The organism is Gemmobacter megaterium, from assembly GCF_900156815.1.
Taxonomy (GTDB): Bacteria; Pseudomonadota; Alphaproteobacteria; order Rhodobacterales; family Rhodobacteraceae; genus Wagnerdoeblera; species Wagnerdoeblera megaterium.
Genome location: NZ_FTOT01000001.1, coordinates 20,901 through 44,173 on the forward strand (window position 1 = coordinate 20,901; position 23,273 = coordinate 44,173).

Here is a 23,273-nt window from a genome sequence, read left to right on the forward strand (position 1 = left end):
GGTGGGAGCCTGTGGCAGGGCGACCGGCGCGCTTGAGGCGATGGCACAAGATCACTTGCAAAAACATCTTTTCGTGCCTTGTCGTGCCGCCTAGTCTGGCCCTGTCCAGGGGAGGGACGCCATGCACGAAAGCACCATTGCCGCGCCACCAGCCGAGATCCGGACCGTCACGCGGGCGGATCTGGCGGCAAGCCTGCGCGCGGGATGGCGGGATCTGACCCAGGCGCCGCTGTTCGGCCTGTTCTTCAGCCTGGTCTATGTGGCGGGGGGCTGGCTGTTGTGGTGGGCCCTGACCACGGCGGGGCAGCTTTGGTGGACGATTCCCGTCACACTGGGCTTTCCGTTGCTGGGTCCATTCATCGCCGTCGGGTTCTACGAGATCAGCCGCAGAATCGAGGTTGGCGCACCGCTGGATTGGGGCGCAGTGCTGGGCGTGATCTTTCGCCAGAAGGATCGCCAGATCCCCTCGATCGCAGCGGTTGTCGTGGTGTTTTTCCTGTTCTGGAACTTTCTGGCCCACATGATCTTTGCCCTGTTCATGGGGTTGCAGGTGATGACCAACATCTCCTCCAGTTATGAGGCGTTCCTGACCCCGCATGGCCTTGCCATGATCACGATGGGCACAGCCGTCGGCGCCGTGTTTTCTGCGGTGCTGTTTTCCATGACGGTTGTGGCCCTGCCGATGTTGCTGGACCGCGAGGTCGATTTCGTCACGGCCATGCTGACCTCGCTTGCGGTGGTGCGGCAAAGCCCGGCGGTCATGCTTGGGTGGGGGATGCTGATTGCGGTGCTGTTGTTCGTGGCGATGTTGCCTGCGTTTCTGGGCCTGTTCCTGGTGTTGCCGCTGCTTGGACATGCAAGCTGGCACCTGTATCGCAGGGCCCTGGGCTGAAACGACGAACGCCGCAGGCGGGGCCTGCGGCGGTATTTGGTGCGGTCTGATGGGGCGGCGGGCGGCTCAGTTGGCCGCCAGACCCGGCTTGGAGCCCTCTGCCAGCGGATCGTCCTGACGCTGCACCGAGCCTTCGAAATGCGCCCCGGATTCGATGGCGATGGTCTTGTGGATGATGTCGCCTTCGACCCGCGCGGTCGAGGTCAGGCGCACCTTGAGGCCACGCACGCGGCCGATGACCCGGCCGTTGATCACGATGTCATCGGCAACGATTTCGCCGCGGATCGTGGCGCTTTCGCCGACGGTCAGCAGATGGGCGCGGATATCGCCCTCGACCACACCTTCGACCTGAATGTCGCCGGTGGTCTTCAGATTGCCCACAACGGTCAGGTCCGACGACAGTACAGATGCCGCAGGCTTGCCGCGCGACACGGGTGCGGCGAAATCCGAACCGGATTTGCCACCGACTGCCGACGAAGCCTCGGGCACTTTCTTCTCCGGCTCGGAGGCCTTGGGACCGGGTTCATTGATCCTGGATTTAGAAAACATTGCTCGCTGCCTTGATGTAGATCATCGGATTGACGGGTTTGCCGTTCACCCTCACTTCGTAGTGCAGATGGGTGCCGGTAGAACGTCCTGTACTTCCCATATCACCGATCCGGTCCCCGCGCGAGACCCGTTGGCCCTCCTTCACGCGGATTTCGGACATATGGGCATAGAGGGTTTCTATTCCGAACTCGTGCTGGACGATGACGGTTTTGCCATACCCGGAATGCCAGCCGGCCTTTTTCACCACACCGTCGCCTGCGGTGTAGATCGGCGTGCCGCGACCGGCGGCGAAATCGGTGCCCGAATGCATCCGGCGGCCCGCACCCTTGGGATCGCGGCGATAGCCGAAGCCAGAGGTAAAGCGGAATCCGCTTTTCACCGGCATGGCAAAGGGCAGCTTGGCGGCGGCGAGGCGGTAGAGCGCCATTTCATCCAGCCCGTTCAGCACCCGGTTCGCGCGCAGTTCGTCGTCGGACACATCGTTGCCCTTGGTGGAAATCCGCAGCGGCCCAAGCGGCCCCCCCTGGCCGGAATAGCCGCGGCGAACCTGGCGCAAAACCTCGTCGGGTTTGAGCCCGGCCGAGCGGAACATGCGATCCAGCGGTTCCATCGACACGGCGACGGCATCTTCCAGCGTGCGGAAGATTTCGTCGTTGCGCTTTTCCAGCTTGCGTTTCGCGTCGCTTACCGCGCGGGCCTCGGCGCGGGCGGCTTCGGCGGTCTGCACCATGGTGTCCCGTTCAACCGCGGTGGCCCCTAGGGTGGCGGCCAGAAGATCCAGCGTCGTTTCCATGTCGCGGGCGCGGGCGGCCTCGGGGCTGCCTTCGCCGCCCTGTGCGATCAGCTCGCCTTTCAGCGCGGCGGCTTCGGCGCGGGCGTCTTCGCGCTCGCGGATGGTGCGGCGCAGGGTCAGTTGCACCACGTCCAGCCCGGTCTCCACCTCTTTGCGGCGGTCTTCGGAGGCCAGCAGCAGCGATTGCATCTGCGAGACCTTGGCGAGTGCCTGGTTGAAACGTTCCTGTGCGCGCACGGCTTCCTGCGCGCGTTCGTCGCGTTCGCGCGACAGGGCATCGAGCCGCCGTTCGAATTCGGTGACAGAGCGTTGCGCCTGTTCACGGGCGTTTCCGGCGCTCAGATAGTCGATCATCAGAATGGAGGTCGCCAGGATCGTCCAGGCGACCAGCGCGCCCCCGACGACGGTGGCAATCGCCTGCGTCAGCGGGCGCAGCCGGACAAAGCGGGTTTCGGTATCGGATTTCAGGAACAGCCGTTGCTCGGGAAATCGTCGTTCAAGTGCGTGATTCACCCGCTGCAAAAGGCGTTGCGGCATCGGCCCGTTGTCCCCGTTCCAGATGGCCCGGACCTGTGCCCGGACATTTGAGGCGGCGCCCGCACGGGCGCGGCCATTTCCCCGAGCAGATGCTTAGCCGTCCGGGGCGGCACCGTGCAACCTTTCGGTTCCCAAAAAACGCTTAGTCCGTGGATTTGCGCGAGATCCCGCCGAATGCTGCGGCCGACTCCTCGGCCAATGGCCAGTAGAAGTCGGGCGGCAGACCGGCCTCGGCCCGTTTTTCCTCGTTGAATGGCGGTTTGAGCGCGCCGTGGAAATATCGTCGCACCAGATCGTGAAAGACATCTTTCGGATCCAGTTCATGGCGCCCGCACAGGAAGTGGAACCACTTCGACCCATAGGCGACATGGCCGACTTCCTCGGCATAGATCACCTCCAGCGCGGCAATGGCGGCATCGTCCCCGGCCTTGCGGAAGATGTCGATCATCTGCGGCGTGACATCCAGGCCCCGCGCCTCCAGCACCATGGGCACCACGGCAAGGCGGCCCATGAAATCGTCGCGCGTGTCCTCGGCGGCGCGCCACATTCCGGCATGGGCGGGGAGGTCGCCATAGCGGCTGCCGTGGTTTTCCAGGCAATCGCACATCAGGTTGAAGTGCTTGCATTCCTCGTCGGCGGCCTTGACCCAGTCGTCATAAAAGCCAAGCGGCATAGGCACATGAGAAAACCGCGCGATGATGTCCCAGTGCAGATCCACCGCGTTCAGTTCGATATGGGCCACCGCGTGAAGCAGTGCCAGACGCCCCGGCAGCGTTCCTGGCCTGCGTCGCGGCATGTCGCGCGGGGCCAGCAATTCGGGCCGTTCGGGGCGTGCCGGCCGGTCTGGCGGGGCGCAGTGCCCGATCTCCAGCGGTGTGCCGGTGGCGCGGGCGGCAAACCACGTTGCCGCATGGCGCCGCCCCAGCGCGGTCTTTTCGCGCCCGTCGGCGCAGGTCAGCACCTCGACCGCCATTTCCGCCAGTGTTGCCATTGTCGCCTCTCTGCCATGTCCCGAGACCGGGCATATCAAGCCGGACCCGCCCGTGCAAACCGGGCAGGTTCGGCGCGATCGCCCGCCTTAGCCAGAGCGGGCGACCGGACCGCCGACATCCAGCACATGCGAGGCCCGGCCCACGATCAGCGGATCGGGGGCCTGGACGACCGACAGATCCTTGTCGGGATAGTCGATGGTGGACAGGAAATGGCGCATACAGTTCAGCCGGGCGCGTTTCTTGTCGTTAGATTTGACGATCACCCAAGGCGCATCTGCGGTGTCGGTGTAAAAGAACATCGCCTCCTTGGCGTCGGTATACTCCTGCCACTTGTCGAGGCTTGCCTTGTCGATGGGCGACAGCTTCCAGCGTTTCAGGGGGTCGGTCTCGCGGGCCAGAAACCGCGCGTGCTGTTCGGCTTGTGTGACCGAGAACCAGTATTTGTAAAGCCGTATCCCCGAGCGGACCAGCATCCGTTCCAGATCCGGCGCCTCGCGCATGAATTCCAGGTATTCCGACGGGGTGCAAAAGCCCATCACCCGTTCGACACCCGCGCGGTTGTACCAGCTGCGGTCAAAGAACACGATTTCCCCGGTGGTCGGCAGATGCTGGATATAGCGCTGAAAGTACCATTCGCCCCGTTCCTTGTCCGATGGCTTGGTCAGCGCGACGACGCGGGCATAGCGGGGGTTCAGATGTTCCATGAACCGCTTGATCGTGCCGCCCTTGCCGGCGGCGTCGCGCCCTTCCATCAGGATCACGAACTTCTGCCCGGTTTCCTGCGCCCAGATCTGCACCTTCAGAAGCTCGGCCTGCAATCTGGCCTTTTCGGCCTCATATGCGGCGCGGCCCATGCGGTGTGGATACGGGTAGCGCCCGGATTCGAAACTGGCGCGGATCTGTTCCGGCGTGGTGATCGCAGGAAGGTGCCGTGGGGCGCGCGGGACAGGCGCGACCGCCGGGGCCGCAGCAGAGGGGGACGCATCAGGATCTGCGGTGCTCGCCTGGTCCGGGGGGGCGATGGCTTCTTCGGACGCGGTGGCGGTTGCGATCCTGTCCTGGGGCATCGGGCGTCTCCTTGGCTATGACGAGTCGGTGGCGGGTGAAACGCAGCCTATATAGGACAGTTTGCCGCAAAGCGCCTTGATCGGTATCAATCGGCGCTTTCATGTCGTCCGGGGCCTGCCCGGATGCGCAGAGGCGGTGGCACCAAGGATGCCACCGCCTCAAGGGGACTAGGAATAGGTAAAATTCTTGCGCCAATCCGCATATCCTACGGCGTCGCACCGGCGCGCGACATACCCTGTTCGGGGGGACTGGCGGGATATCCGGGCGAAAGGGGCCGAGCCCTGGGCGCGCTATCCGCTTTTCGCCGGAAAAACCGCAGCATAGGGTGTGCCCGAACCGCTGCAGGAGGAAACGGCGATGCTGACGATCTATGGCACCATGCGCTCGCGCGCGACGCGGCCCATCTGGTTGCTTTACGAAACGGGGACCGAGTTCACGCATGTCCCGGTGATTCAATCCTACCGACTGGCGGATCCGCAGGCTGCCGATGCGCCGCTGAACACCGCCTCGCCCGAGTTTCTGGCAATCAACCCGCAGGGCCTTGTGCCTGCAATGCTGGATGGCGACCTGCTGCTGACGGAATCGCTGGCCATCACCTATTACCTTGCGCGCAAGCTGGGCGGCGATCTGGCGCCGCGCGATCTGGCCGAGGAAGGGCAGGCGGTGCAATGGGCACTGCTGGGGGCCACGGCGGTTGAAACCCCGGCGCTGGACATTGCGCAGGTGCATGGCAAGGGCATCGCCGACACGCCCGAAGGAAAATCCATCGTTGCGGCCCGCACGGCGACGCTTGCCCGCCCCTTCGCCCGGATCGAGGCACATCTTCAGGGCAGGGACTGGCTGATGGGGGATCGCTTTACCGTGGCGGACATCGTGCTGTCGGAAGGCGTGCGCTACGCGATGGCGCAGCCGGGCATTTACGATGAATGGCCCGCGCTCAAGGCATGGCTGGCCCGCTGTCATGCCCGCCCCGCATGGCAGCGGCTGTGGGCCGAGCGCAACGCAGAACCGGCATAGGCCGGATCGTTGCCGACCGGGCAGGGCGCATGGCTACCATAACTTGCGTCCTGTCCCGTCGGATGGTCTATTGCTGCGCTAAACCGACAGTCAGAATCGAGCAGCCATGTCCGACCTTCTCAACCAGCAACCGGAAACCTATGACGCCTCGTCCATCGAAGTGCTCGAAGGGCTGGAGGCGGTGCGCAAGCGGCCCGGCATGTATATCGGCGGCACCGATGAACGCGCGCTGCATCATATGGTGGCCGAAATCCTCGACAATGCGATGGACGAGGCGGTGGCCGGTCATGCCAGCCGCATCGAGGTGGAACTGCACGCCGATTATTCGGTGACGGTGCGTGACAATGGCCGGGGCATCCCGGTCGATCCGCATCCGAAATTTCCCGACAAATCCGCGCTGGAGGTGATTCTGTGCACGCTCCACGCCGGGGGCAAGTTTTCCAACAAGGCCTATTCCACCTCTGGCGGTCTGAACGGTGTGGGATCGTCGGTCGTGAACGCCCTGTCCGATCTGATGCGGGTCGAGGTGGCGCGCAATCGGGAACTGTTCGCGCAGGAATTCAGCCGTGGCAAGCCGCAGGGGCCGGTGGTCAAGGTGGGCCCCGTGGCGAACCGGCGCGGCACCGCCGTGACCTTCCATGCCGATCCGGACATCTTCGGCAGCCAGCGGATGAAACCGGCGCGACTGTACAAGATGGTGCGGTCCAAGGCCTATCTGTTCTCGGGCGTTGAAATCCGCTGGCACTCTGAGATCGACGATGGCGAAACCCCGCGCGAGGCGGTGTTCCACTATCCCGGCGGTCTGGCCCAGTATCTGGGCGACACGCTGGACAAGACCATGACCTATGCGGACAGGCCCTTTGCCGGAAAGGTCAGCTTCGAAGAAAAATACGGCGTCCCCGGCAGCGTGGAATGGGCGATCAACTGGACGCCGATGCGCGATGGCTTCATCCAGTCCTATACCAATACCGTTCCCACGCCCGAAGGCGGGACGCACGAGACGGGGTTCTGGGCGGCGATCTACAAGGGCATCCGCGCCTATGGCGAATTGTCCAAGAACCGCAAGGCCGAGTTGATCACCCGCGACGACCTGATGTCGGGCGGCTGCGCGCTGATCTCGATCTTTATCCGCGAACCCAGTTTCGTGGGGCAGACCAAGGACCGGCTGTCCACCGAAGAGGCGGCAAAATGGGTCGAGGGCGCGGTCCGCGACCATTTCGATACCTGGCTGGGAGGAGATCCGAAATCCGCCGGGGCGATCATGGATTTTCTGGTCCTGCGTGCCGAGGAACGCCTGCGCCGCCGGCAGGAAAAGGAAACCGCCCGCAAGACCGCGACGAAAAAGCTGCGCTTGCCCGGCAAGCTGGTCGATTGTTCGGCGACCAACCGCGAAGGCACAGAGCTGTTCATCGTCGAGGGCGATTCGGCAGGCGGCAGCGCCAAGATGGCCCGCGACCGCGCCACCCAGGGGCTGTTGCCACTGCGCGGCAAGATCCTGAACGTGCTGGGCGCCGCAGGCGGCAAGATGGGCGCGAACCAGGAAATCAACGATCTGTGCCAGGCGCTTGGCGTTCAGATGGGCAGCAAGTTCAACGTCGAGGATCTGCGCTACGACAAGGTCATCATCATGACCGATGCCGATGTGGACGGCGCGCATATCGCCAGCCTGCTGATGACCTTTTTCTTCACCCAGATGCGCCCGATGATCGACAAGGGCCACCTGTATCTGGCCTGTCCGCCGCTGTACCGCCTGACCCAGGGCGCCAAGCGTGTCTATGTGGCCGATGATGCGGAAAAAGAGGACTGGCTGAAGCGCGGACTTGGCGGCAAGGGCAAGATCGACGTGCAGCGGTTCAAGGGGCTGGGCGAGATGGATGCCAAGGATCTCAAGGACACCACGATGAACCCGGCCAGCCGCAAGCTGATCCGCGTCAGCATCGACGACGACATTCCTGGCGAAACCGGCGATCTGGTCGAACGGCTGATGGGCAAGAAACCTGAACTGCGGTTCCAGTATATTCAGGAAAACGCCCGTTTCGTCGAGGATGTTGACGTCTGACGGCGCGCTCCGGTCGTCGCCTAAGCGCGCCGCCGTCCGGGGGCGCTCCCGCGCCGTGCCTGCTGTTATCGCCTGACCAGCCGGGCGCTGCCATACAGGCTGTCCATCGTCACTCGGACGACCCGCATCTGCCCGTCCGGCTGTGCCGCATAGTGAACGGTAAAGGGAAAGTGGGTCCGCTCGGCCATTTCCTCGGCCGTAAAGCCCGCGACACGGATGTAGTCCCCGGTGCAGGCCGTTGCGTTGCCGTTGCGCTGCGGCGCCGACATGCGCAGTTGCATCCGGTAGCGCCCATCATAGAGCGCAAGGTTGGCCTGGCATTCCTCGCCCGGCACCACGTCGCGCAAGGTGGCGTAAAGCGCGGTCAGCGTATCCACCGTGCCGCGCTGCTGCGCCGGGTCGGCATCGCGGTCGCGGGCGGGTCTGGGGGGATCCTGCCGTTCGATCCGGGGCAGACCGCCAGACCAGACCACAACCTCTTCGGTATACCGCGATCCGATGCCGCCGGATTGTTCATAGCGCATGGGCGCAAATCGCGGCGGGGTCCGGAAGCCCTGCACCTTGGCGTCATACTGCATCTTGCGCAGCATCCCGGCCAATCCGGTGGTGCGGACCGTGCCCGATACCGCATAGGAGGCTGGCGTTTCGAGTCCGGCGAACAGCAGTTCGCCAACGGTAACCCCGCGGATTTCCAAGGCGAAACGCGCGTCCTGTCGCTGCTCTTGCGCGAAGGCCGGCGCGGGGGGGGCCAGGGGCAGCGCCGCCAGCGAAAGAGCGGCAAGGATCGTGGCTAGGCGCATCGCGGATCTCCGGGTCACGTCATCGGGAACCGCGGCGCCTCTGGACATGGCGCGCGGCTTGGGCACAGATACCCCCGGAACCGGCCGGGGGCACATGACATCTGCGTCACGGCTCCGTTGTCGGCAAGGGCTTGCCAGAGGAGAAAGGTGGCGTGATGGATCTGGATGTGCTGGCAGAGCGGCTTGCAGCCGGGGATCGGCGTGCCCTGGCGCGCGCGATCACGCTGGTCGAAAGCTCGCGCGCCGACCATCGGGGCCAGACCGCCGAACTGCTGGCCCGGCTGGGCACGCTGGGGCGCCAGGCGCTGCGCATCGGGCTGTCGGGCACGCCGGGGGTGGGAAAATCCACCTTTATCGAGGCATTCGGCCTGCAACTGACCGGGCTTGGCCTGCGGGTGGCGGTGCTGGCGGTCGATCCGTCCTCGGCGCGGTCGGGCGGGTCGATCCTGGGCGACAAGACGCGGATGGAATTGCTCAGCCGCGACCCCAACGCCTATATCCGCCCCTCGCCCAGCCAGACCCATCTGGGCGGCGTGGCCCGGCGCACCCGCGAATCGGTCAGCCTGTGCGAGGCGGCGGGGTTCGATGTGGTGCTGGTGGAAACCGTGGGCGTCGGGCAATCGGAAACCGTGGTGGCCGAGATGACGGATCTGTTCATCCTGCTGCTGGCCCCGGCCGGCGGGGACGAGTTGCAGGGCGTCAAGCGCGGCATAATGGAAATGGCCGACATCATTCTGGTGAACAAGGCCGATGGCGACCTCAAGCCGGTGGCCACCCGCACCGCTGCCGATTACGCGGGCGCCCTGCGGCTGTTGCGCAAACGCCCGCAGGATCCCGAGGGCTTTCCCAAGGTGCTGACCGTTTCGGCGGTCGAAGGCGACGGGATCGGCAAGGCCTGGCACGAGATGACCGCGCTGGCCGAATGGCGCCGCGCGCACAGCCACTGGGACGGCCGCCGCGCAGCCCAGGCCCGCCGCTGGTTCGAGGACGAAGTGCGCCAGGCCCTGCTGGCCCGGCTGACCGACGACCCCGCCCTGCGCGCCCGGATGGAGACGGCAGGACAGCGCGTGGCCCATGGCGATCTGTCGCCCGCCGCCGCCGCCCAAGATATTCTTTCGCATCTGACGACCTGAAAGGCCCGCAATGACCGACCCCAACCTGATCCGCCGCCAGGGTTTTCCAACCGGACGTTCGCGCCCGGTGGCCTCGCCTCTCCATCCTACGGTGGTCTGGGCGGCGGATACGCCCGACCAACTCGACAACATCTATGAAAATCCCGGCACCGGCTTCACCTATGCCCGCGAGGCGCATCCCAATGCCGAGGCGCTGGCCCAGCGGCTGGATGCGCTGGAAGGCGGGCAGGGCGGGCTTGTCACCGGATCGGGCATGGCGGCGGTCACGGCGGCGCTGCTGGGGTGCCTGAAGGCGGGCGATCATGTGCTGGGGGGCGATCAGTTGTATGGCCGGTCCTTGCGGCTGATGGCGGAAACGCTGCCGGCCATGGGGATTGAAACCTCGCTGGCCGATCCGACCGATGCGCTGGCCTTTGCCAAGGGGGTGCGTCCCAACACCCGCGCCATCCTGATCGAAACGGTGTCGAATCCGACCCTGCGGGTGGCGGATCTCGCAGGCATTGCCGCATTGGCCAAGGAGCGGGGCATCCTGTTGCTGGTCGATTCCACCTTTTCCACCCCGCGCGCCGTGCGGGCGCTGGATCTGGGGGCCGACATCGTGATCCAGTCGGTGACCAAGCTGCTGGCCGGGCATTCGGATGTGACCCTGGGCTATGTGCTGGCCCGCGATCCGGCACGCATGGCGGCGATCCGCACGCTGGCGGTGACAATGGGGCTGACGCCCAGCCCGTTTGACTGCTGGCTGGCAGAACGCGGCCTGTTCACCTTTGCCCTGCGCTATGATGCGGCAGAGCGGAATGCCCAGGCCCTGGCCGATCATATCGCCGGGTTGCCGGGTGTGGCGCGGGTGATCTATCCGGGGCGCGCCGACCACCCCGACCACAACCGCGCCCGCGCGCTGCTGGGCGAGCGGCCCGGCAACATGCTGTCCTTTGAACTGGCCGGGGGCCGCGCGGCGGCCAATGCGCTGACGGCGGCGATGCCCGATGTGCCTTTTGCCCCCACGCTGGGCGATGTGGCAACCACGCTGTCGCATCCGCCGTCGTCCTCGCATCGGGCGCTCACGGTGGCGGCGCGCGAGGCGATCGGGATTTCCGAAGGGTTCTTCCGGGTGTCGGTCGGGGTCGAGGATGTCGAGATGCTGAAGGCCGATTTCACCCGCGGGATCGCCGCCGCGGCCGCGGCGGTCTGACCCCATCGGACGGCCCCGGCCCGCCCCCCCTGCGGGCCGGGGCCATCGGCAGGCATGATGTGCGCGGCGGGGGCGCTGTCATGCCCGTGTCACCAACGGGTTGCACAAAGGCGGAATGGAGAGCTTGGTGAACGACCGCACGATGTCTGACCTTCTGGCCGCTGTGCCGATGCCCATGGTGCTTGTGGGGCCGGATGCGCGCATCCTGATGCTGAACGCACCGGCCCGCACCGCCTATGGTGATTGTGTCGGCGCGCATTACCTGACGGTGATCCGCCAGCCCGAACCCGTCGCCGCGCTGGAGCGGGTGCTGGGCGGCGGCGAGGGGGGCGCGGTGCGTTGGCGCGTGACCGGGCCGGGGCGTGACACCATTTATCGTGGCACTGTCGCGCGGGTGAGCGGCCTTGGCGTGACGCTGGCCTTCGAGGACATTTCCGAACTGGAACAGGCCGCCGACATGCGCCGCGATTTCGTGGCCAATGTCAGCCATGAATTGCGCACGCCGCTGACCGCGCTGCTGGGCTTCATCGAAACGTTGCGTGGGGCGGCGCGCGATGATCCGGCGGCGCGCGACCGCTTTCTGGGCATCATGGAACGCGAGGCGCTGCGCATGAACCGGCTGGTGGCAGACCTGCTGTCGCTGAGCCGGGTCGAGGCCGAAGAGCGGGTGCGCCCGACGGCGCGGGTCGATCTGGTCGGCACGGCGGCTTCGGTGCTTGCAACGCTGCGCGGTGTCGCCGAGGCGGCCGGGGTGGAATTGGAACTGGATGCCGAGGCCGACGTCCCGCTGGTGCCGGGCGACGGCGACCAGATCACGCAGGTCTTGCACAATCTGGTGGAAAACGCCCTGAAATATGGCGCCAGCGGCGGCAAGGTGCAGGTTCAACTGCGCCGCATCGCTGTGCATCCGCATTTGCGGGGGGCAGGTGTGTCTTTGGCCGTGGTCGATCATGGCGAAGGGATAGATCCGCTGCACCTGCCGCGACTGACCGAACGGTTCTACCGCGTGGACAGCCACCGCTCGCGCGAGAAGGGCGGCACCGGCCTGGGGCTGGCCATCGTCAAGCACATTGTCAACCGGCATCGCGGGCGCATGAAGGTTGAAAGCGAGAAGGGCGAAGGAACCCGGTTCGAGATTGTTCTGCCGCTGCAATAGGGGCGCAACGGCCCTTGCAAAGCCCCCGGCGTTCCGCGATTGTTCCGGCCATGACGCAGCCTGACCCCACCCTTCGCCCTGACCGTCTGCCCGAAGACGGCGACCGCGCCCTGCGCCCTGCGCAACTGGACGATTTCATCGGCCAGCAAGAGGCGCGGGCGAATTTGCGGGTCTTTATCGAATCGGCGCGGATGCGGGGCGAGGCGATGGATCACACCTTGTTCCACGGGCCGCCCGGTCTGGGGAAAACCACGCTGGCGCAGATCATGGCGCGCGAATTGGGCGTCGGCTTTCGCATGACCAGTGGCCCGGTGCTGGCCAAGGCGGGCGATCTGGCGGCGATCCTGACCAACCTGGAGCCGCGCGATGTGCTGTTCATCGACGAGATCCACCGCCTGTCCGCCGTGGTCGAGGAAGTGCTCTATCCCGCGATGGAGGATTTCGCGCTGGATCTGGTGATCGGCGAGGGGCCGGCGGCGCGCACCGTGCGGATTGATCTGCAACCTTTCACGCTGGTCGGGGCGACCACCCGGTTGGGTCTGCTGACGACACCGCTGCGCGACCGCTTCGGGATTCCGACGCGGTTGCAATTCTATACCATCGACGAGCTGGATCTGATCGTGACCCGCGGGGCGCGGCTGCTGGGCGTGCCTTCGGATCCCGAAGGCACGTGGGAAATTGCCCGCCGTGCACGCGGCACGCCGCGGATTGCCGGGCGGTTGCTGCGCCGTGTGGTGGATTTTGCGCTGGTCGAAGGTGACGGGCGGCTGACACGGGCGATTGCCGACCGGGCGCTCACCCGCCTGGGAGTGGATGACCTGGGCCTTGACGGGGCCGACAGGCGCTATCTGCTGCTGCTGGCGGAAAATTACGGGGGCGGGCCGGTCGGGGTGGAAACCATTGCCGCCGCCCTGTCCGAATCGCGCGATGCCATCGAAGAGGTGATCGAGCCGTTTCTGCTGCAACAGGGGCTGATCCAGCGCACGCCCCGCGGGCGGATGCTGGCGGCCAAGGCGTGGCGCCATCTGGGACTTGCCGCCCCGCGTGCGCCCGGCCAGCCCGATCTGTTCGAGGCCTGAGGTTTCAGGCCGCCAGGTGGCGCAGCCCTTGGGTCACATCCGTGCGCACCGCCAGCCGCAGGCCCGGCTCGTCGCCTGCGCGCAGTGCGGCAAGGATATGGCGGTGATGCGCCGGTGGTTCGTTACGCCGCAGGCGGGCATACAGCGCGCGCATCGTCGGCCCCAGTTGCAGCCAGACCGTTTCGCAGATGGCCAGCATGGCCGGGGCCTGGGCGCGCAGATACAGCGTGCGGTGAAATTCCAGGTTGGTGCGGATATAGGCGACCGCATCCTGCCGCGCCACGGCCTCGGCGTTCAGGGTGTTGATGGCGGTCAGCCGGTCGATCAGGGCGAAATGCGCGCGGGGCAGGGCGCGCGAGGCCATTTCGGGTTCGATCAACGCGCGAATCGCGGCCAGTTCCTCGATCCTCTCGGGCGTCAGTTCCGGTGTGGCGACCCGGCCCGAGGAGGACAGCGTCAGCGCGCCTTCGGCGACAAGGCGCTGCAATGCCTCACGCACGGGGGTGACGGACATGCCATGCTGCTGGGCCAGACCGCGCAACGTAAGCGCCTGGCCGGGTGCGATTTCCCCGTGCATGACCTGCGTGCGCAGCACCCGGTACAGCCGGTCATGCGCGGAGAGGGCAGAATCAGAGGTGCGGGCCTGGATCACCATGAGGTCATTGTCCTTCGGCTGGTGGGTCGGTCAATCCTGAAAGCGCCAGGCATGCAGGTCCGAGCCATGGCTTTTCAGCCATCGTCGCGGGGCTTCATAGCCGGGCAGCAGCCGGGCCACCACGGCCCAGTAGCGTGGCGAATGGTTCATTTCGGCAAGATGCGCGACCTCGTGGGCGGCCACATAATCCAGCACCTCGGGCGGGGCCATGATCAGCCGCCAGCTGAACATCAGCCCCCCCGCCGCCGTGCATGAGCCCCAGCGTGAACGCGTGTCGCGCAGTGTCAGGCTGGAATGGCGGCGCCCGAGGGCCTGGGTGTAGTGCGCGACCGATCTTTCCAGCCTGGCCCGCGCAAGGTGGCGCAGGAAGGTGGCAACCCGCACGCCGCATTGCGACGGATCACCGGGGACCACCAGCCCCTCGTCCGTTAGGTGCACGGCCCCGCGCGCCGGACCTGCGGTAATGGCGCGCAGCCGACCCTCGACCGGAAACGCCACGCCCGGTGCGATCTGCGCCGCTCTGGGGACACGTGCCAGTGCCTGCGCGATCCAGTCCGCGCGCGACCGCGCAAAGGCCAGCCCTTCGGCCTCGCGCACCCGCGCGGGCAAGGTCAGCGTGACCTGACCGTCAAGGCCGGACACGCGCAGCGAGATGCGCCGCGCCCGCGCCGACCGGCGCAAGGCAATCTCGATCTGGGGCGGCCCGCCGGGCGGGCCGGGGATTCGTGCCATGGCCCGTCCTTCCGTTTCACCATCAAGGGATTTGACAGGGCCTTGGCGTTGTGACAAGGGAGGCCGACTCCGGCCCATCCATCTCTTGCAGGGAAAATACCATGCCCAAGGCAGAATGGGGCACGAAGCGCATTTGCCCGACCACCGGGAAACGCTTCTACGACCTCAACCGCACCCCGATCGTCAGCCCCTACACCGGCGAGATCGTCGATATTGAAACCGTGCGTCGCAAGGCCGCAGGTGCCATCATCGCACAGGAAGCCAAGACGGCCGCCGTTCTGGATGACGATCTGGATGGCGAGGATCTGATCGAAGCCGATGCCGACGACGCCGATCTGGACGAAGAGTTGCTGGAAGACGACGACGAGACCGTCTCGCTGGACGATCTTGCCGATGTTGCCGGCGGCGAAGACGACGCCTGAGAAAACGTTCCGGGGGGCGCATTTTCCCACTTGCAGCCCCCCGACGAACCGCCTAAACACCGCCTCACGAAGCGACGATGACGGAAACGGAACGCAGCTTCGCACCTCCGGTGGGGCCATAGCTCAGATGGGAGAGCGCTTGAATGGCATTCAAGAGGTCGGCGGTTCGATCCCGCCTGGCTCCACCAAAAATCCAAATTTGACGTTGAATAAAGCCCCCTCCGGGGCTTTTGTCATTTCATGCCATGCGTGAGACGGGATGCGCGGTCTGCGCGGGCAGGCGCCGGTGCCTGGGTGCCCTGCCCATGGCGCAGCGGGGCAGGGCTTGAACTCATCTGCCCTTGCGCGTATCTGGACGCGATCCGGTATGCGAGGCGATGACGATGGCCAAGACGAACCCCTTCCAGTTCCTCCAGCAGACGCGCTCCGAAGTGGGCAAGATCGTCTGGCCGAACCGGCGCGAGGTTGTATTGACCACCGTCATGGTGTTCGTGATGGCAACCTTGACGGCGATCTTCTTCTTTGGGGTCGATACGCTTATCAACCTTGGGCTTCGCAGTCTGCTGTCGTTCTTCGGCTGATCCGGCGACACCCCTTGAAATCGCGCGGTCCCGGCGTTAGACGGGGCAGCGTTCCCCGGACAGCGGCGTGCAGCGATTCGCATGCGCGCTGTGATTTTGTCCGGGTTTGGGCCGTTCGGGTCCATGAAACGACAGAAAGACCGGGGCAGCCCGGAAGGCGAAGGTGGCAGGCATGGCAAAGCGCTGGTATTCGGTGAGCGTCCTCTCGAACTTCGAGAAGAAGGTCGCCGAACAGATTCGTACGGCCGTAACCGACGCCGGTCTGGAAGATGAAATCGACGAGGTGCTGGTCCCGACCGAAGAGGTCATCGAGATCCGCCGCGGCAAGAAGGTCACGTCCGAGCGCCGGTTCATGCCGGGCTATGTGCTTGTTCACATGGATATGTCGAACCGTGGCTATCATCTGGTCACGTCGATCAACCGCGTGACGGGCTTTCTTGGCCCGCAAGGCAAGCCGATGCCGATGCGCGACGACGAGGTGAACGGTATCCTCAACCGTGCCGAGGCCGGGGCAGAGGTGGCGCCACGCAACCTGATCCGTTTCGAGATTGGCGAGCGGGTCAAGGTGAACGACGGCCCGTTCGAAGGTTTCGACGGCATGGTCGAGGATGTGGACGAGGCGGCAAGCCGCCTCAAGGTCACGGTCTCGATCTTTGGTCGCGCCACGCCCGTGGAACTGGAATTCACCCAGGTGTCGAAAGTCGCCTGAGGTGCACCTGCGGGAGGCGGACGGGAAACCGGGCCGCCGCACCGCTAAACTTGCCCGGCCGGAATGATCCTGCGGGCACAGTGACGAAGGAGTAGGCCAGATGGCCAAGAAAGTAATGGGGCAGCTCAAGCTGCAAGTGAAGGCCCAGCAGGCCAACCCGTCGCCCCCAGTGGGTCCGGCGCTGGGTCAGCGCGGTCTGAACATCATGGCGTTCGTGAAGGAATTCAACGCCCGGACCGCCGACATCGAGGCCGGCGCGCCGACCCCGGTGGTGATCACCTACTACCAGGACAAGTCGTTCACGCTGGAGCTGAAAACGCCCCCGGCCTCTTACCTGCTGAAAAAGGCCGCTGGCCTGAAGCCGCAGGGCAAGCGCGCCCGTATGCAGGGCAGCCCGAAGCCGGGCCGTCATGTGCAGGGAACCGTGACCGCGGCGCAGGTGCGCCAGATCGCCGAAGTCAAGATGAAGGACTTGTCGGCGCATGACATCGATGCAGCGATGCAGATCATTCTTGGCTCTGCCAAGTCCTGCGGCATCGAAGTGAAGGGCTGAGATCATGGCGAAAGTTGCAAAACGCACCGCAGCCGCCCGCGCGCTGTTCGAAGGCAAGTCGAACGTCACCGTTGAAGAAGCGGTCGACCTGATCAAGAAGGCCGCTTCGGCAAAGTTCGACGAAACCGTCGAAATCTCGCTGAACCTGGGCGTCGATCCGCGTCATGCCGACCAGATGGTCCGTGGCGTGGTCAATCTGCCGAACGGTACCGGCAAGACCGTGCGCGTCGCGGTGTTCGCACGCGGCGCCAAGGCTGACGAGGCCAAGGAAGCCGGTGCAGAGATCGTCGGCGCCGAAGACCTGCTGGAAACCATCCAGAAGGGCGAGATCAACTTTGATCGTTGCATCGCAACCCCGGACATGATGCCGCTGGTCGGCCGTCTGGGCAAGATCCTGGGCCCGCGCAACCTGATGCCGAACCCCAAGGTCGGCACCGTGACCATGGATGTCGCCACCGCGGTGAAGAACGCCAAGGGCGGCGAAGTCCAGTTCAAGGTTGAAAAGGCCGGGATCATCCACGGCGGCATCGGCAAGGTGTCGTTCGAGGGCAACCAGCTGGCAGAGAACATCCGCGCCTTCGTGGATGCCGTCTCGCGCGCCAAGCCGACCGGGGCCAAGGGCACCTATCTGAAAAAGGTGTCGCTGTCCTCGACCATGGGCCCTGGCGTCAGCGTCGACCTGACCTCGGCCACGGCGAAGTGATTTGCAGTCTGGGTGGAAACACCCATTCTGACGAGCTTCCGATCTGAAAGGATCGGAATGACAGGGCGGAAACGCCCTGTCCTGTCCGAGACGGAGGGTGCCGGGAAACCGGCTTAATGTCCTTCCCGAGATGGGAAACGGGAACGGAATTCGGGGCATGTGCCTCGGGTGATCTGGAACCGGGACCCTGAAACGGACCCGACCGCCCGGCCCGCAAGGGCAGGGCGAAAACGAGCCGGGGGGAAACCCCCAAACTTGGAGTAAACCTGTGGATAGAGCGCAGAAAGAGAAAGTGGTCGAGGAACTCGGCCAGATCTTCGAAAGCTCTGGCGTCGTGGTGGTTGCCCACTACGAAGGCATGACGGTTTCTCAGATGCAGGCCCTGCGGGCGGACATGCGTGCCGTCGCCGGGGGCGTTCGCGTTGCCAAGAACAAGCTCGCCCAGATCGCCCTTGAAGGCAAGCCCGGACAGGGCATGACCGAACTGCTCAAGGGCATGACCGTGTTTGCCTATTCGGATGACCCCGTCGCTGCGGCGAAGGTCTGCGAAGCTTATGCCAAGAAGAACGACAAGTTCGTGATCCTTGGCGGCGCTATGGGCAATGCGGTTCTCGACCAGGCCGGTGTCAAGGCCGTGGCAGCCATGCCGTCGCGTGAAGAGCTTATCGCTCAGATCGTTTCGTGCATCGGTGCCCCTGCTTCGAACATCGCTGGTGCGATCGGCGCGCCTGCGGCGAACATCGCTGGAATCCTCAAGACCCTTGAGGAACGCGAAGCTGCCTGAGACTTCCCCATGCCTTCGACTGGACATCCCGTCGTCGGAACCCCATCTAGTATCGAACGGAACTGAAAAATGGCTGATCTGAAAGCACTCGCCGAGCAAATCGTCAACCTGACGCTGCTGCAGGCCCAGGAACTGAAAACGATCCTGAAAGACGACTACGGCATCGAGCCCGCCGCTGGCGGCGCTGTGATGATGGCTGGCCCGGCTGCTGGTGCAGCTGCCCCCGCCGAAGAAGAAAAAACCGAATTCGACGTCGTCCTGACCGATGCCGGCGCCAACAAGATCAACGTGATCAAGGAAGTGCGCGCGATCACCGGTCTGGGCCTGAAAGAAGCCAAGGACCTGGTCGAAGCTGGCGGCAAGGTGAAAGAAGGCATCTCGAAAGCCGACGCCGAAGCCATGAAGAAAAAGCTCGAAGAAGCTGGCGCGAAAGTCGAGCTGAAGTGATCATGTCCGGGATGCGCGACGCATCCTGACACTGTCATCAGGCCGGATCCGGGGAACCCCGGGTCCGGCCAGACCTGTCTTGAAGGGCGCATCCAGGTGCGCCGTTCCGGAAAGGTCCGGGTTCGGGAGCCCGCCGGTGGGACGGCGGGCAGGCATGGAACCCAAGACATCCGCGTTCGAAAGGCGCTCCTCCGTGGCCCGACGGAGAGACGCGCCGAGATGACGAAAGGTGACCACGAGCATGGCGCAAGCTTACGTTGGCCAGAAGCGCATTCGCCGCCACTTCGGCAAAATCCGCGAAGTTCTTGAAATGCCGAACCTCATCGAGGTTCAGAAATCGTCCTATGACCTGTTCTTGCGGTCTGGCGACGGCGACAAGCCCGCCGACGGCGACGGGATTCAGGGGGTGTTCCAGTCGGTTTTCCCGATCAAGGACTTCAACGATACGGCCGTGCTCGAGTTCGTGAAATACGAACTGGAGAAGCCGAAGTACGACGTTGACGAATGCATGCAGCGCGACATGACCTATGCCGCGCCGCTGAAGGTGACGCTGCGCCTGATCGTGTTCGATGTGAACGAGGATACCGGCGCCCGGTCCGTGAAAGACATCAAGGAACAGGATGTCTACATGGGCGACATGCCGTTGATGACCGCGAACGGGACCTTCGTGGTGAACGGCACAGAGCGCGTGGTCGTCAGCCAGATGCACCGCAGCCCCGGCGTGTTCTTTGACCATGACAAGGGCAAGACGCATTCCTCGGGCAAGCTGCTGTTCGCCTGCCGGATCATTCCCTATCGCGGATCGTGGCTCGACTTCGAATTCGACGCCAAGGATCTGGTGTTCGCCCGTATCGACCGCCGCCGCAAGCTGCCGGTGACGACGCTGCTCTATGCGCTTGGCATGGATCAGGACGCCATCATGGCGGCCTATTACAACACCGTGTCCTACCGCTACGAGCGCAACAAGGGCTGGGTCACCCGCTTCTTCCCCGAGCGCGTGCGCGGCACCCGTCCGACCTGGGATCTGATTGATGCGGCCACCGGCGAGGTCATCCTCAAGGCAGGCGAAAAGGCCACGCCGCGGATGGTCAAGAAATGGATCGACGAAGGCGCCGTCACCGAATTGCTGGTGCCGTTCGACCATATCCTCGGCCGTTTCGTCGCCCGCGACATCATCAACGAGGAAACCGGCGAGATCTGGGTCGAGGCCGGTGACGAGCTGACCTGGGAACTGGACCGCGACGGCGAAGTCAAGGGCGGCTCGCTCAAGACGCTGCTGGATCAGGGCATCATCGACATTCCGGTGCTGGACATCGACAACATCAACGTCGGCCCCTACATCCGCAACACCGTTGCGGCCGACAAGAACATGAACCGTGACGGTGCCCTGATGGACATCTACCGCGTCATGCGCCCCGGCGAGCCGCCGACGCTGGATGCGGCCGCGAACCTGTTCGACAGCCTGTTCTTTGACAGTGAACGTTACGACCTGTCCGCCGTGGGCCGGGTCAAGATGAACATGCGTCTGGATCTGGATGCCGCCGACACCCAGCGCACCCTGCGCCGCGAAGACATCATCGCCTGCATCAAGGGCCTGGTGGAATTGCGCGACGGCAAGGGCGAGATCGACGACATCGACCACCTGGGCAACCGCCGGGTGCGCTCGGTCGGCGAGTTGATGGAAAACCAGTACCGCGTTGGTCTGCTGCGCATGGAGCGCGCCATCAAGGAGCGCATGTCGTCGGTGGAAATCGACACGATCATGCCGCAGGATCTGATCAACGCCAAACCGGCGGCTGCGGCTGTCCGCGAATTCTTCGGCTCCTCGCAGCTGTCGCAGTTCATGGACCAGACCAACCCGCTGTCCGAAGTCACCCACAAGCGCCGCCTGTCGGCCCTTGGGCCGGGCGGTCTGACCCGTGAGCGTGCGGGCTTTGAGGTGCGCGACGTTCACCCGACCCACTATGGCCGGATGTGCCCGATCGAAACGCCGGAAGGCCAGAACATCGGTCTGATCAACTCGTTGGCCACCTATGCCCGCGTCAACAAATACGGCTTCATCGAAACCCCCTATCGCAAGGTGGTCGATGGGCAGGTTACGGATGACGTGATCTATCTGAGCGCGACCGAGGAAATGCGCCATACCGTGGCGCAGGCGAACGCCAACCTCGACGACGACGGTCGTTTCGTGAACGAGTTGGTATCGACCCGCAAGGCCGGTGAATTCATGCTGAACCCGGCCGAAGCCGTCGATCTGATCGACGTTTCGCCGAAACAGCTGGTGTCGGTTGCGGCCTCGCTGATCCCGTTCCTGGAAAACGACGACGCCAACCGCGCGCTGATGGGCTCGAACATGCAGCGTCAGGCGGTTCCGCTGCTGCAATCCGACGCGCCCTTTGTCGGCACCGGGATCGAGGGCGTTGTGGCCCGCGATTCTGGCGCCGCGATCATGGCACGCCGGGGCGGGGTCATCGACCAGGTGGACGCGCAGCGTATCGTTGTGCGCGCGACCGAATTCCTGGAGCCGGGCGAGCCGGGCGTCGATATCTATCGTCTGCGCAAGTTCAAGCGGTCGAACCAGTCGTCCTGCATCAACCAGCGCCCCATCGTGAAGGTGGGCGACGTCGTGACGCGCAACGAGATCATCGCCGATGGTCCCTGCACCGACATGGGCGAACTGGCGCTTGGCCGGAACGTGGTCGTGGCCTTCATGCCGTGGAATGGCTACAACTACGAGGACTCGATCCTGATCTCGGAGCGCATCCTGAAGGATGACGTCTTCACCTCGATCCACATCGAGGAATACGAGGTCGCCGCCCGCGATACCAAGCTGGGGCCGGAAGAGATCACCCGTGACATCCCCAACGTCGGCGAGGAAGCCCTGCGCAACCTTGACGAGGCGGGCATCGTCTATATCGGGGCCGAAGTGCAGCCGGGCGACATTCTGGTCGGCAAGATCACCCCCAAGGGTGAATCGCCGATGACGCCGGAAGAAAAACTGCTGCGCGCCATCTTTGGCGAAAAGGCATCGGATGTGCGCGACACCTCGCTGCGCCTGCCGCCCGGCGCCTATGGCACCGTGGTCGAAGTGCGGGTGTTCAACCGGCATGGCGTGGACAAGGACGAACGCGCGTTGCAGATCGAGCGCGAGGAAGTCGAACGCCTCGCCCGCGACCGCGACGACGAATTGGCCATTCTGGAGCGCAACATCTATGCGCGCCTGAAAACGCTGATCATGGGCAAGGTTGCGGTCAAGGGGCCGAAGGGCGTCAAGTCCGGCTCCGAGATCAACGACGATCTGCTGTCCACGCTGAGCCGTGGCCAGTGGTGGCAACTGGCAGTGGCCGAAGAAGACCTGGCCAAGGATGTCGAGGCGCTGAACGACCAGTACAACGCGCAGAAACGCGCCCTGGAACATCGGTTCGAGGACAAGGTCGAAAAGGTCCGCCGTGGCGACGATCTGCCCCCCGGCGTGATGAAGATGGTCAAGGTGTTCGTCGCGGTGAAGCGCAAGCTGCAACCCGGCGACAAGATGGCCGGTCGTCACGGCAACAAGGGCGTGGTCTCGAAAGTCGTCCCGATGGAGGACATGCCGTTCCTGGGCGATGGTACCACGGTTGACCTGGTGCTGAACCCGCTGGGCGTGCCGTCGCGGATGAACGTCGGTCAGATTCTGGAAACCCATATGGGTTGGGCCGCGCGCGGCCTGGGGATCAAGATCGACGAGGCGCTGGCCGATTACCGCCGCAACGGCGACCTGACCCCGGTCAAGGAAGCCATGCGGATCGCCTATGGCGACGAGACCTATGACGCGGCCTTTGGCGATGTCGATGACGATGCCTTTGTCGAAAGCGCGCAGACCGTCACGCGCGGCGTGCCGATTGCCACCCCGGTCTTTGACGGGGCCAAAGAGGCCGACGTGAACGACGCGCTGCGCCGGGCAGGGTTCGACCAGTCTGGCCAGTCGATCGTGTTCGACGGCCGTACCGGCGAGCAGTTCGCGCGTCCTGTCACGGTCGGGGTCAAGTATGTGCTGAAACTGCACCACCTGGTGGACGACAAGCTGCACGCCCGTTCGACCGGCCCGTACAGCCTCGTGACTCAGCAACCGCTGGGCGGCAAGGCGCAGTTCGGTGGTCAGCGTCTGGGGGAGATGGAGGTCTGGGCACTCGAAGCCTATGGCGCCGCCTATACCCTGCAAGAGATGCTGACGGTCAAGTCCGACGACGTGGCAGGCCGGACCAAGGTCTACGAATCCATCGTCAAGGGCGAGGACAACTTCGAAGCGGGCGTGCCCGAGAGCTTCAACGTGCTCGTGAAGGAAGTCCGCGGCCTCGGCCTGAACATGGAACTCCTGGATGCGGAGGAGGAGTGAGGGCTTCGGCCCTCTCTCAACCGCTCCCCTTAGCTAAGGACGCAA

The 23,273-nt window shown here is 64.7% G+C and carries 22 protein-coding genes and 1 tRNA gene; 16 read left to right on the plus strand and 7 right to left on the minus strand.

The window, feature by feature from the left end:
- Positions 1-121 precede the first annotated feature (121 nt).
- Positions 122-892, plus strand: coding sequence for a DUF2189 domain-containing protein (locus BW970_RS00090; protein ID WP_076527514.1), 771 nt, complete (start codon positions 122-124; stop codon positions 890-892).
- 66 nt (positions 893-958) lie between these two features.
- Here BW970_RS00090 and BW970_RS00095 read toward each other — a convergent pair whose 3' ends face one another.
- The 4 genes from BW970_RS00095 to ppk2 all read right to left on the minus strand — a co-directional run bounded on the left by BW970_RS00095 (position 959) and on the right by ppk2 (position 4,830).
- Complete coding sequence (locus BW970_RS00095; RefSeq protein ID WP_076527516.1) at positions 959-1,441, minus strand: bactofilin family protein; 483 nt, start codon at positions 1,439-1,441, stop codon at positions 959-961.
- On the minus strand, positions 1,431-2,771 hold the full coding sequence (locus BW970_RS00100; protein WP_076527518.1) for a M23 family metallopeptidase: 1,341 nt from the start codon (positions 2,769-2,771) through the stop codon (positions 1,431-1,433). Before BW970_RS00100 ends, BW970_RS00095 begins: the two co-directional genes overlap by 11 nt.
- A gap of 142 nt (positions 2,772-2,913) precedes the next feature.
- Positions 2,914-3,762, minus strand: coding sequence for a ferritin-like domain-containing protein (locus BW970_RS00105; RefSeq protein ID WP_076527520.1), 849 nt, complete (start codon positions 3,760-3,762; stop codon positions 2,914-2,916).
- Positions 3,763-3,849: 87 nt separating this feature from the next.
- Positions 3,850-4,830 (minus strand): polyphosphate kinase 2, encoded by a 981-nt coding sequence (gene ppk2 / locus BW970_RS00110; RefSeq protein WP_076527522.1) that lies wholly within the window; start codon positions 4,828-4,830, stop codon positions 3,850-3,852.
- 358 nt (positions 4,831-5,188) lie between these two features.
- Between ppk2 and BW970_RS00115 the strand changes: the two genes are divergently transcribed.
- Positions 5,189-5,848, plus strand: coding sequence for a glutathione S-transferase family protein (locus BW970_RS00115; RefSeq protein ID WP_076529061.1), 660 nt, complete (start codon positions 5,189-5,191; stop codon positions 5,846-5,848).
- Positions 5,849-5,954: 106 nt separating this feature from the next.
- Positions 5,955-7,907 (plus strand): DNA topoisomerase IV subunit B, encoded by a 1,953-nt coding sequence (gene parE, locus BW970_RS00120; protein WP_076527524.1) that lies wholly within the window; start codon positions 5,955-5,957, stop codon positions 7,905-7,907.
- A gap of 65 nt (positions 7,908-7,972) precedes the next feature.
- On the opposite strand, the gene BW970_RS00125 is transcribed toward parE, so the two are convergent.
- The gene (locus tag BW970_RS00125; protein ID WP_076527526.1) at positions 7,973-8,707 is read right to left on the minus strand and encodes a DUF3108 domain-containing protein; all 735 of its coding nucleotides are present in this window, start codon (positions 8,705-8,707) and stop codon (positions 7,973-7,975) included.
- 155 nt (positions 8,708-8,862) lie between these two features.
- On the opposite strand from BW970_RS00125, the gene meaB reads away from it, so the two are divergent.
- The 4 genes from meaB to ruvB all read left to right on the plus strand — a co-directional run bounded on the left by meaB (position 8,863) and on the right by ruvB (position 13,267).
- Positions 8,863-9,840 carry a methylmalonyl Co-A mutase-associated GTPase MeaB gene (gene meaB / locus BW970_RS00130; RefSeq protein WP_076527529.1) on the plus strand — a complete coding sequence of 326 codons (978 nt, stop codon included), beginning with the start codon at positions 8,863-8,865 and terminating at the stop codon, positions 9,838-9,840.
- Positions 9,841-9,850: 10 nt separating this feature from the next.
- Positions 9,851-11,032, plus strand: coding sequence for a trans-sulfuration enzyme family protein (locus BW970_RS00135; RefSeq protein WP_076527532.1), 1,182 nt, complete (start codon positions 9,851-9,853; stop codon positions 11,030-11,032).
- Between the two features lie 127 nt (positions 11,033-11,159).
- The gene (locus tag BW970_RS00140) at positions 11,160-12,188 is read left to right on the plus strand and encodes a sensor histidine kinase (RefSeq protein ID WP_371870120.1); all 1,029 of its coding nucleotides are present in this window, start codon (positions 11,160-11,162) and stop codon (positions 12,186-12,188) included.
- Between the two features lie 50 nt (positions 12,189-12,238).
- Positions 12,239-13,267: a Holliday junction branch migration DNA helicase RuvB gene (ruvB, locus tag BW970_RS00145; RefSeq protein WP_076527534.1), complete on the plus strand. Its 1,029-nt coding sequence runs from the start codon at positions 12,239-12,241 to the stop codon at positions 13,265-13,267.
- A gap of 4 nt (positions 13,268-13,271) precedes the next feature.
- Here ruvB and BW970_RS00150 read toward each other — a convergent pair whose 3' ends face one another.
- On the minus strand, positions 13,272-13,922 hold the full coding sequence (locus tag BW970_RS00150) for a GntR family transcriptional regulator (protein WP_076527536.1): 651 nt from the start codon (positions 13,920-13,922) through the stop codon (positions 13,272-13,274).
- 30 nt (positions 13,923-13,952) lie between these two features.
- Positions 13,953-14,645 carry a M48 family metallopeptidase gene (locus BW970_RS00155; protein ID WP_076529065.1) on the minus strand — a complete coding sequence of 231 codons (693 nt, stop codon included), beginning with the start codon at positions 14,643-14,645 and terminating at the stop codon, positions 13,953-13,955.
- Positions 14,646-14,755: 110 nt separating this feature from the next.
- On the opposite strand from BW970_RS00155, the gene BW970_RS00160 reads away from it, so the two are divergent.
- From BW970_RS00160 to rpoB, 9 genes are all read left to right on the plus strand, one after another.
- Positions 14,756-15,076: a TIGR02300 family protein gene (locus tag BW970_RS00160; RefSeq protein ID WP_076527538.1), complete on the plus strand. Its 321-nt coding sequence runs from the start codon at positions 14,756-14,758 to the stop codon at positions 15,074-15,076.
- A 112-nt stretch (positions 15,077-15,188) separates the two neighbouring features.
- Positions 15,189-15,264 (plus strand) — tRNA-Ala (locus tag BW970_RS00165).
- Between the two features lie 195 nt (positions 15,265-15,459).
- Positions 15,460-15,657 carry a preprotein translocase subunit SecE gene (secE, locus tag BW970_RS00170; RefSeq protein WP_076529067.1) on the plus strand — a complete coding sequence of 66 codons (198 nt, stop codon included), beginning with the start codon at positions 15,460-15,462 and terminating at the stop codon, positions 15,655-15,657.
- Positions 15,658-15,829: 172 nt separating this feature from the next.
- Entirely contained in the window at positions 15,830-16,366 is a 537-nt protein-coding gene (gene nusG / locus BW970_RS00175; RefSeq protein ID WP_076527540.1) for a transcription termination/antitermination protein NusG, read from the plus strand.
- 100 nt (positions 16,367-16,466) lie between these two features.
- Positions 16,467-16,919, plus strand: coding sequence for a 50S ribosomal protein L11 (rplK, locus tag BW970_RS00180; protein ID WP_076527542.1), 453 nt, complete (start codon positions 16,467-16,469; stop codon positions 16,917-16,919).
- A gap of 4 nt (positions 16,920-16,923) precedes the next feature.
- Positions 16,924-17,622, plus strand: a complete 699-nt coding sequence (gene rplA, locus BW970_RS00185) for a 50S ribosomal protein L1 (protein ID WP_076527544.1) — start codon at positions 16,924-16,926, stop codon at positions 17,620-17,622.
- 268 nt (positions 17,623-17,890) lie between these two features.
- Positions 17,891-18,406 carry a 50S ribosomal protein L10 gene (gene rplJ / locus BW970_RS00190; protein WP_076527546.1) on the plus strand — a complete coding sequence of 172 codons (516 nt, stop codon included), beginning with the start codon at positions 17,891-17,893 and terminating at the stop codon, positions 18,404-18,406.
- A 69-nt stretch (positions 18,407-18,475) separates the two neighbouring features.
- Positions 18,476-18,853 carry a 50S ribosomal protein L7/L12 gene (rplL, locus tag BW970_RS00195; RefSeq protein ID WP_076527548.1) on the plus strand — a complete coding sequence of 126 codons (378 nt, stop codon included), beginning with the start codon at positions 18,476-18,478 and terminating at the stop codon, positions 18,851-18,853.
- Positions 18,854-19,094: 241 nt separating this feature from the next.
- Positions 19,095-23,228 carry a DNA-directed RNA polymerase subunit beta gene (gene rpoB, locus BW970_RS00200; protein WP_076527550.1) on the plus strand — a complete coding sequence of 1,378 codons (4,134 nt, stop codon included), beginning with the start codon at positions 19,095-19,097 and terminating at the stop codon, positions 23,226-23,228.
- Positions 23,229-23,273 lie beyond the last annotated feature (45 nt).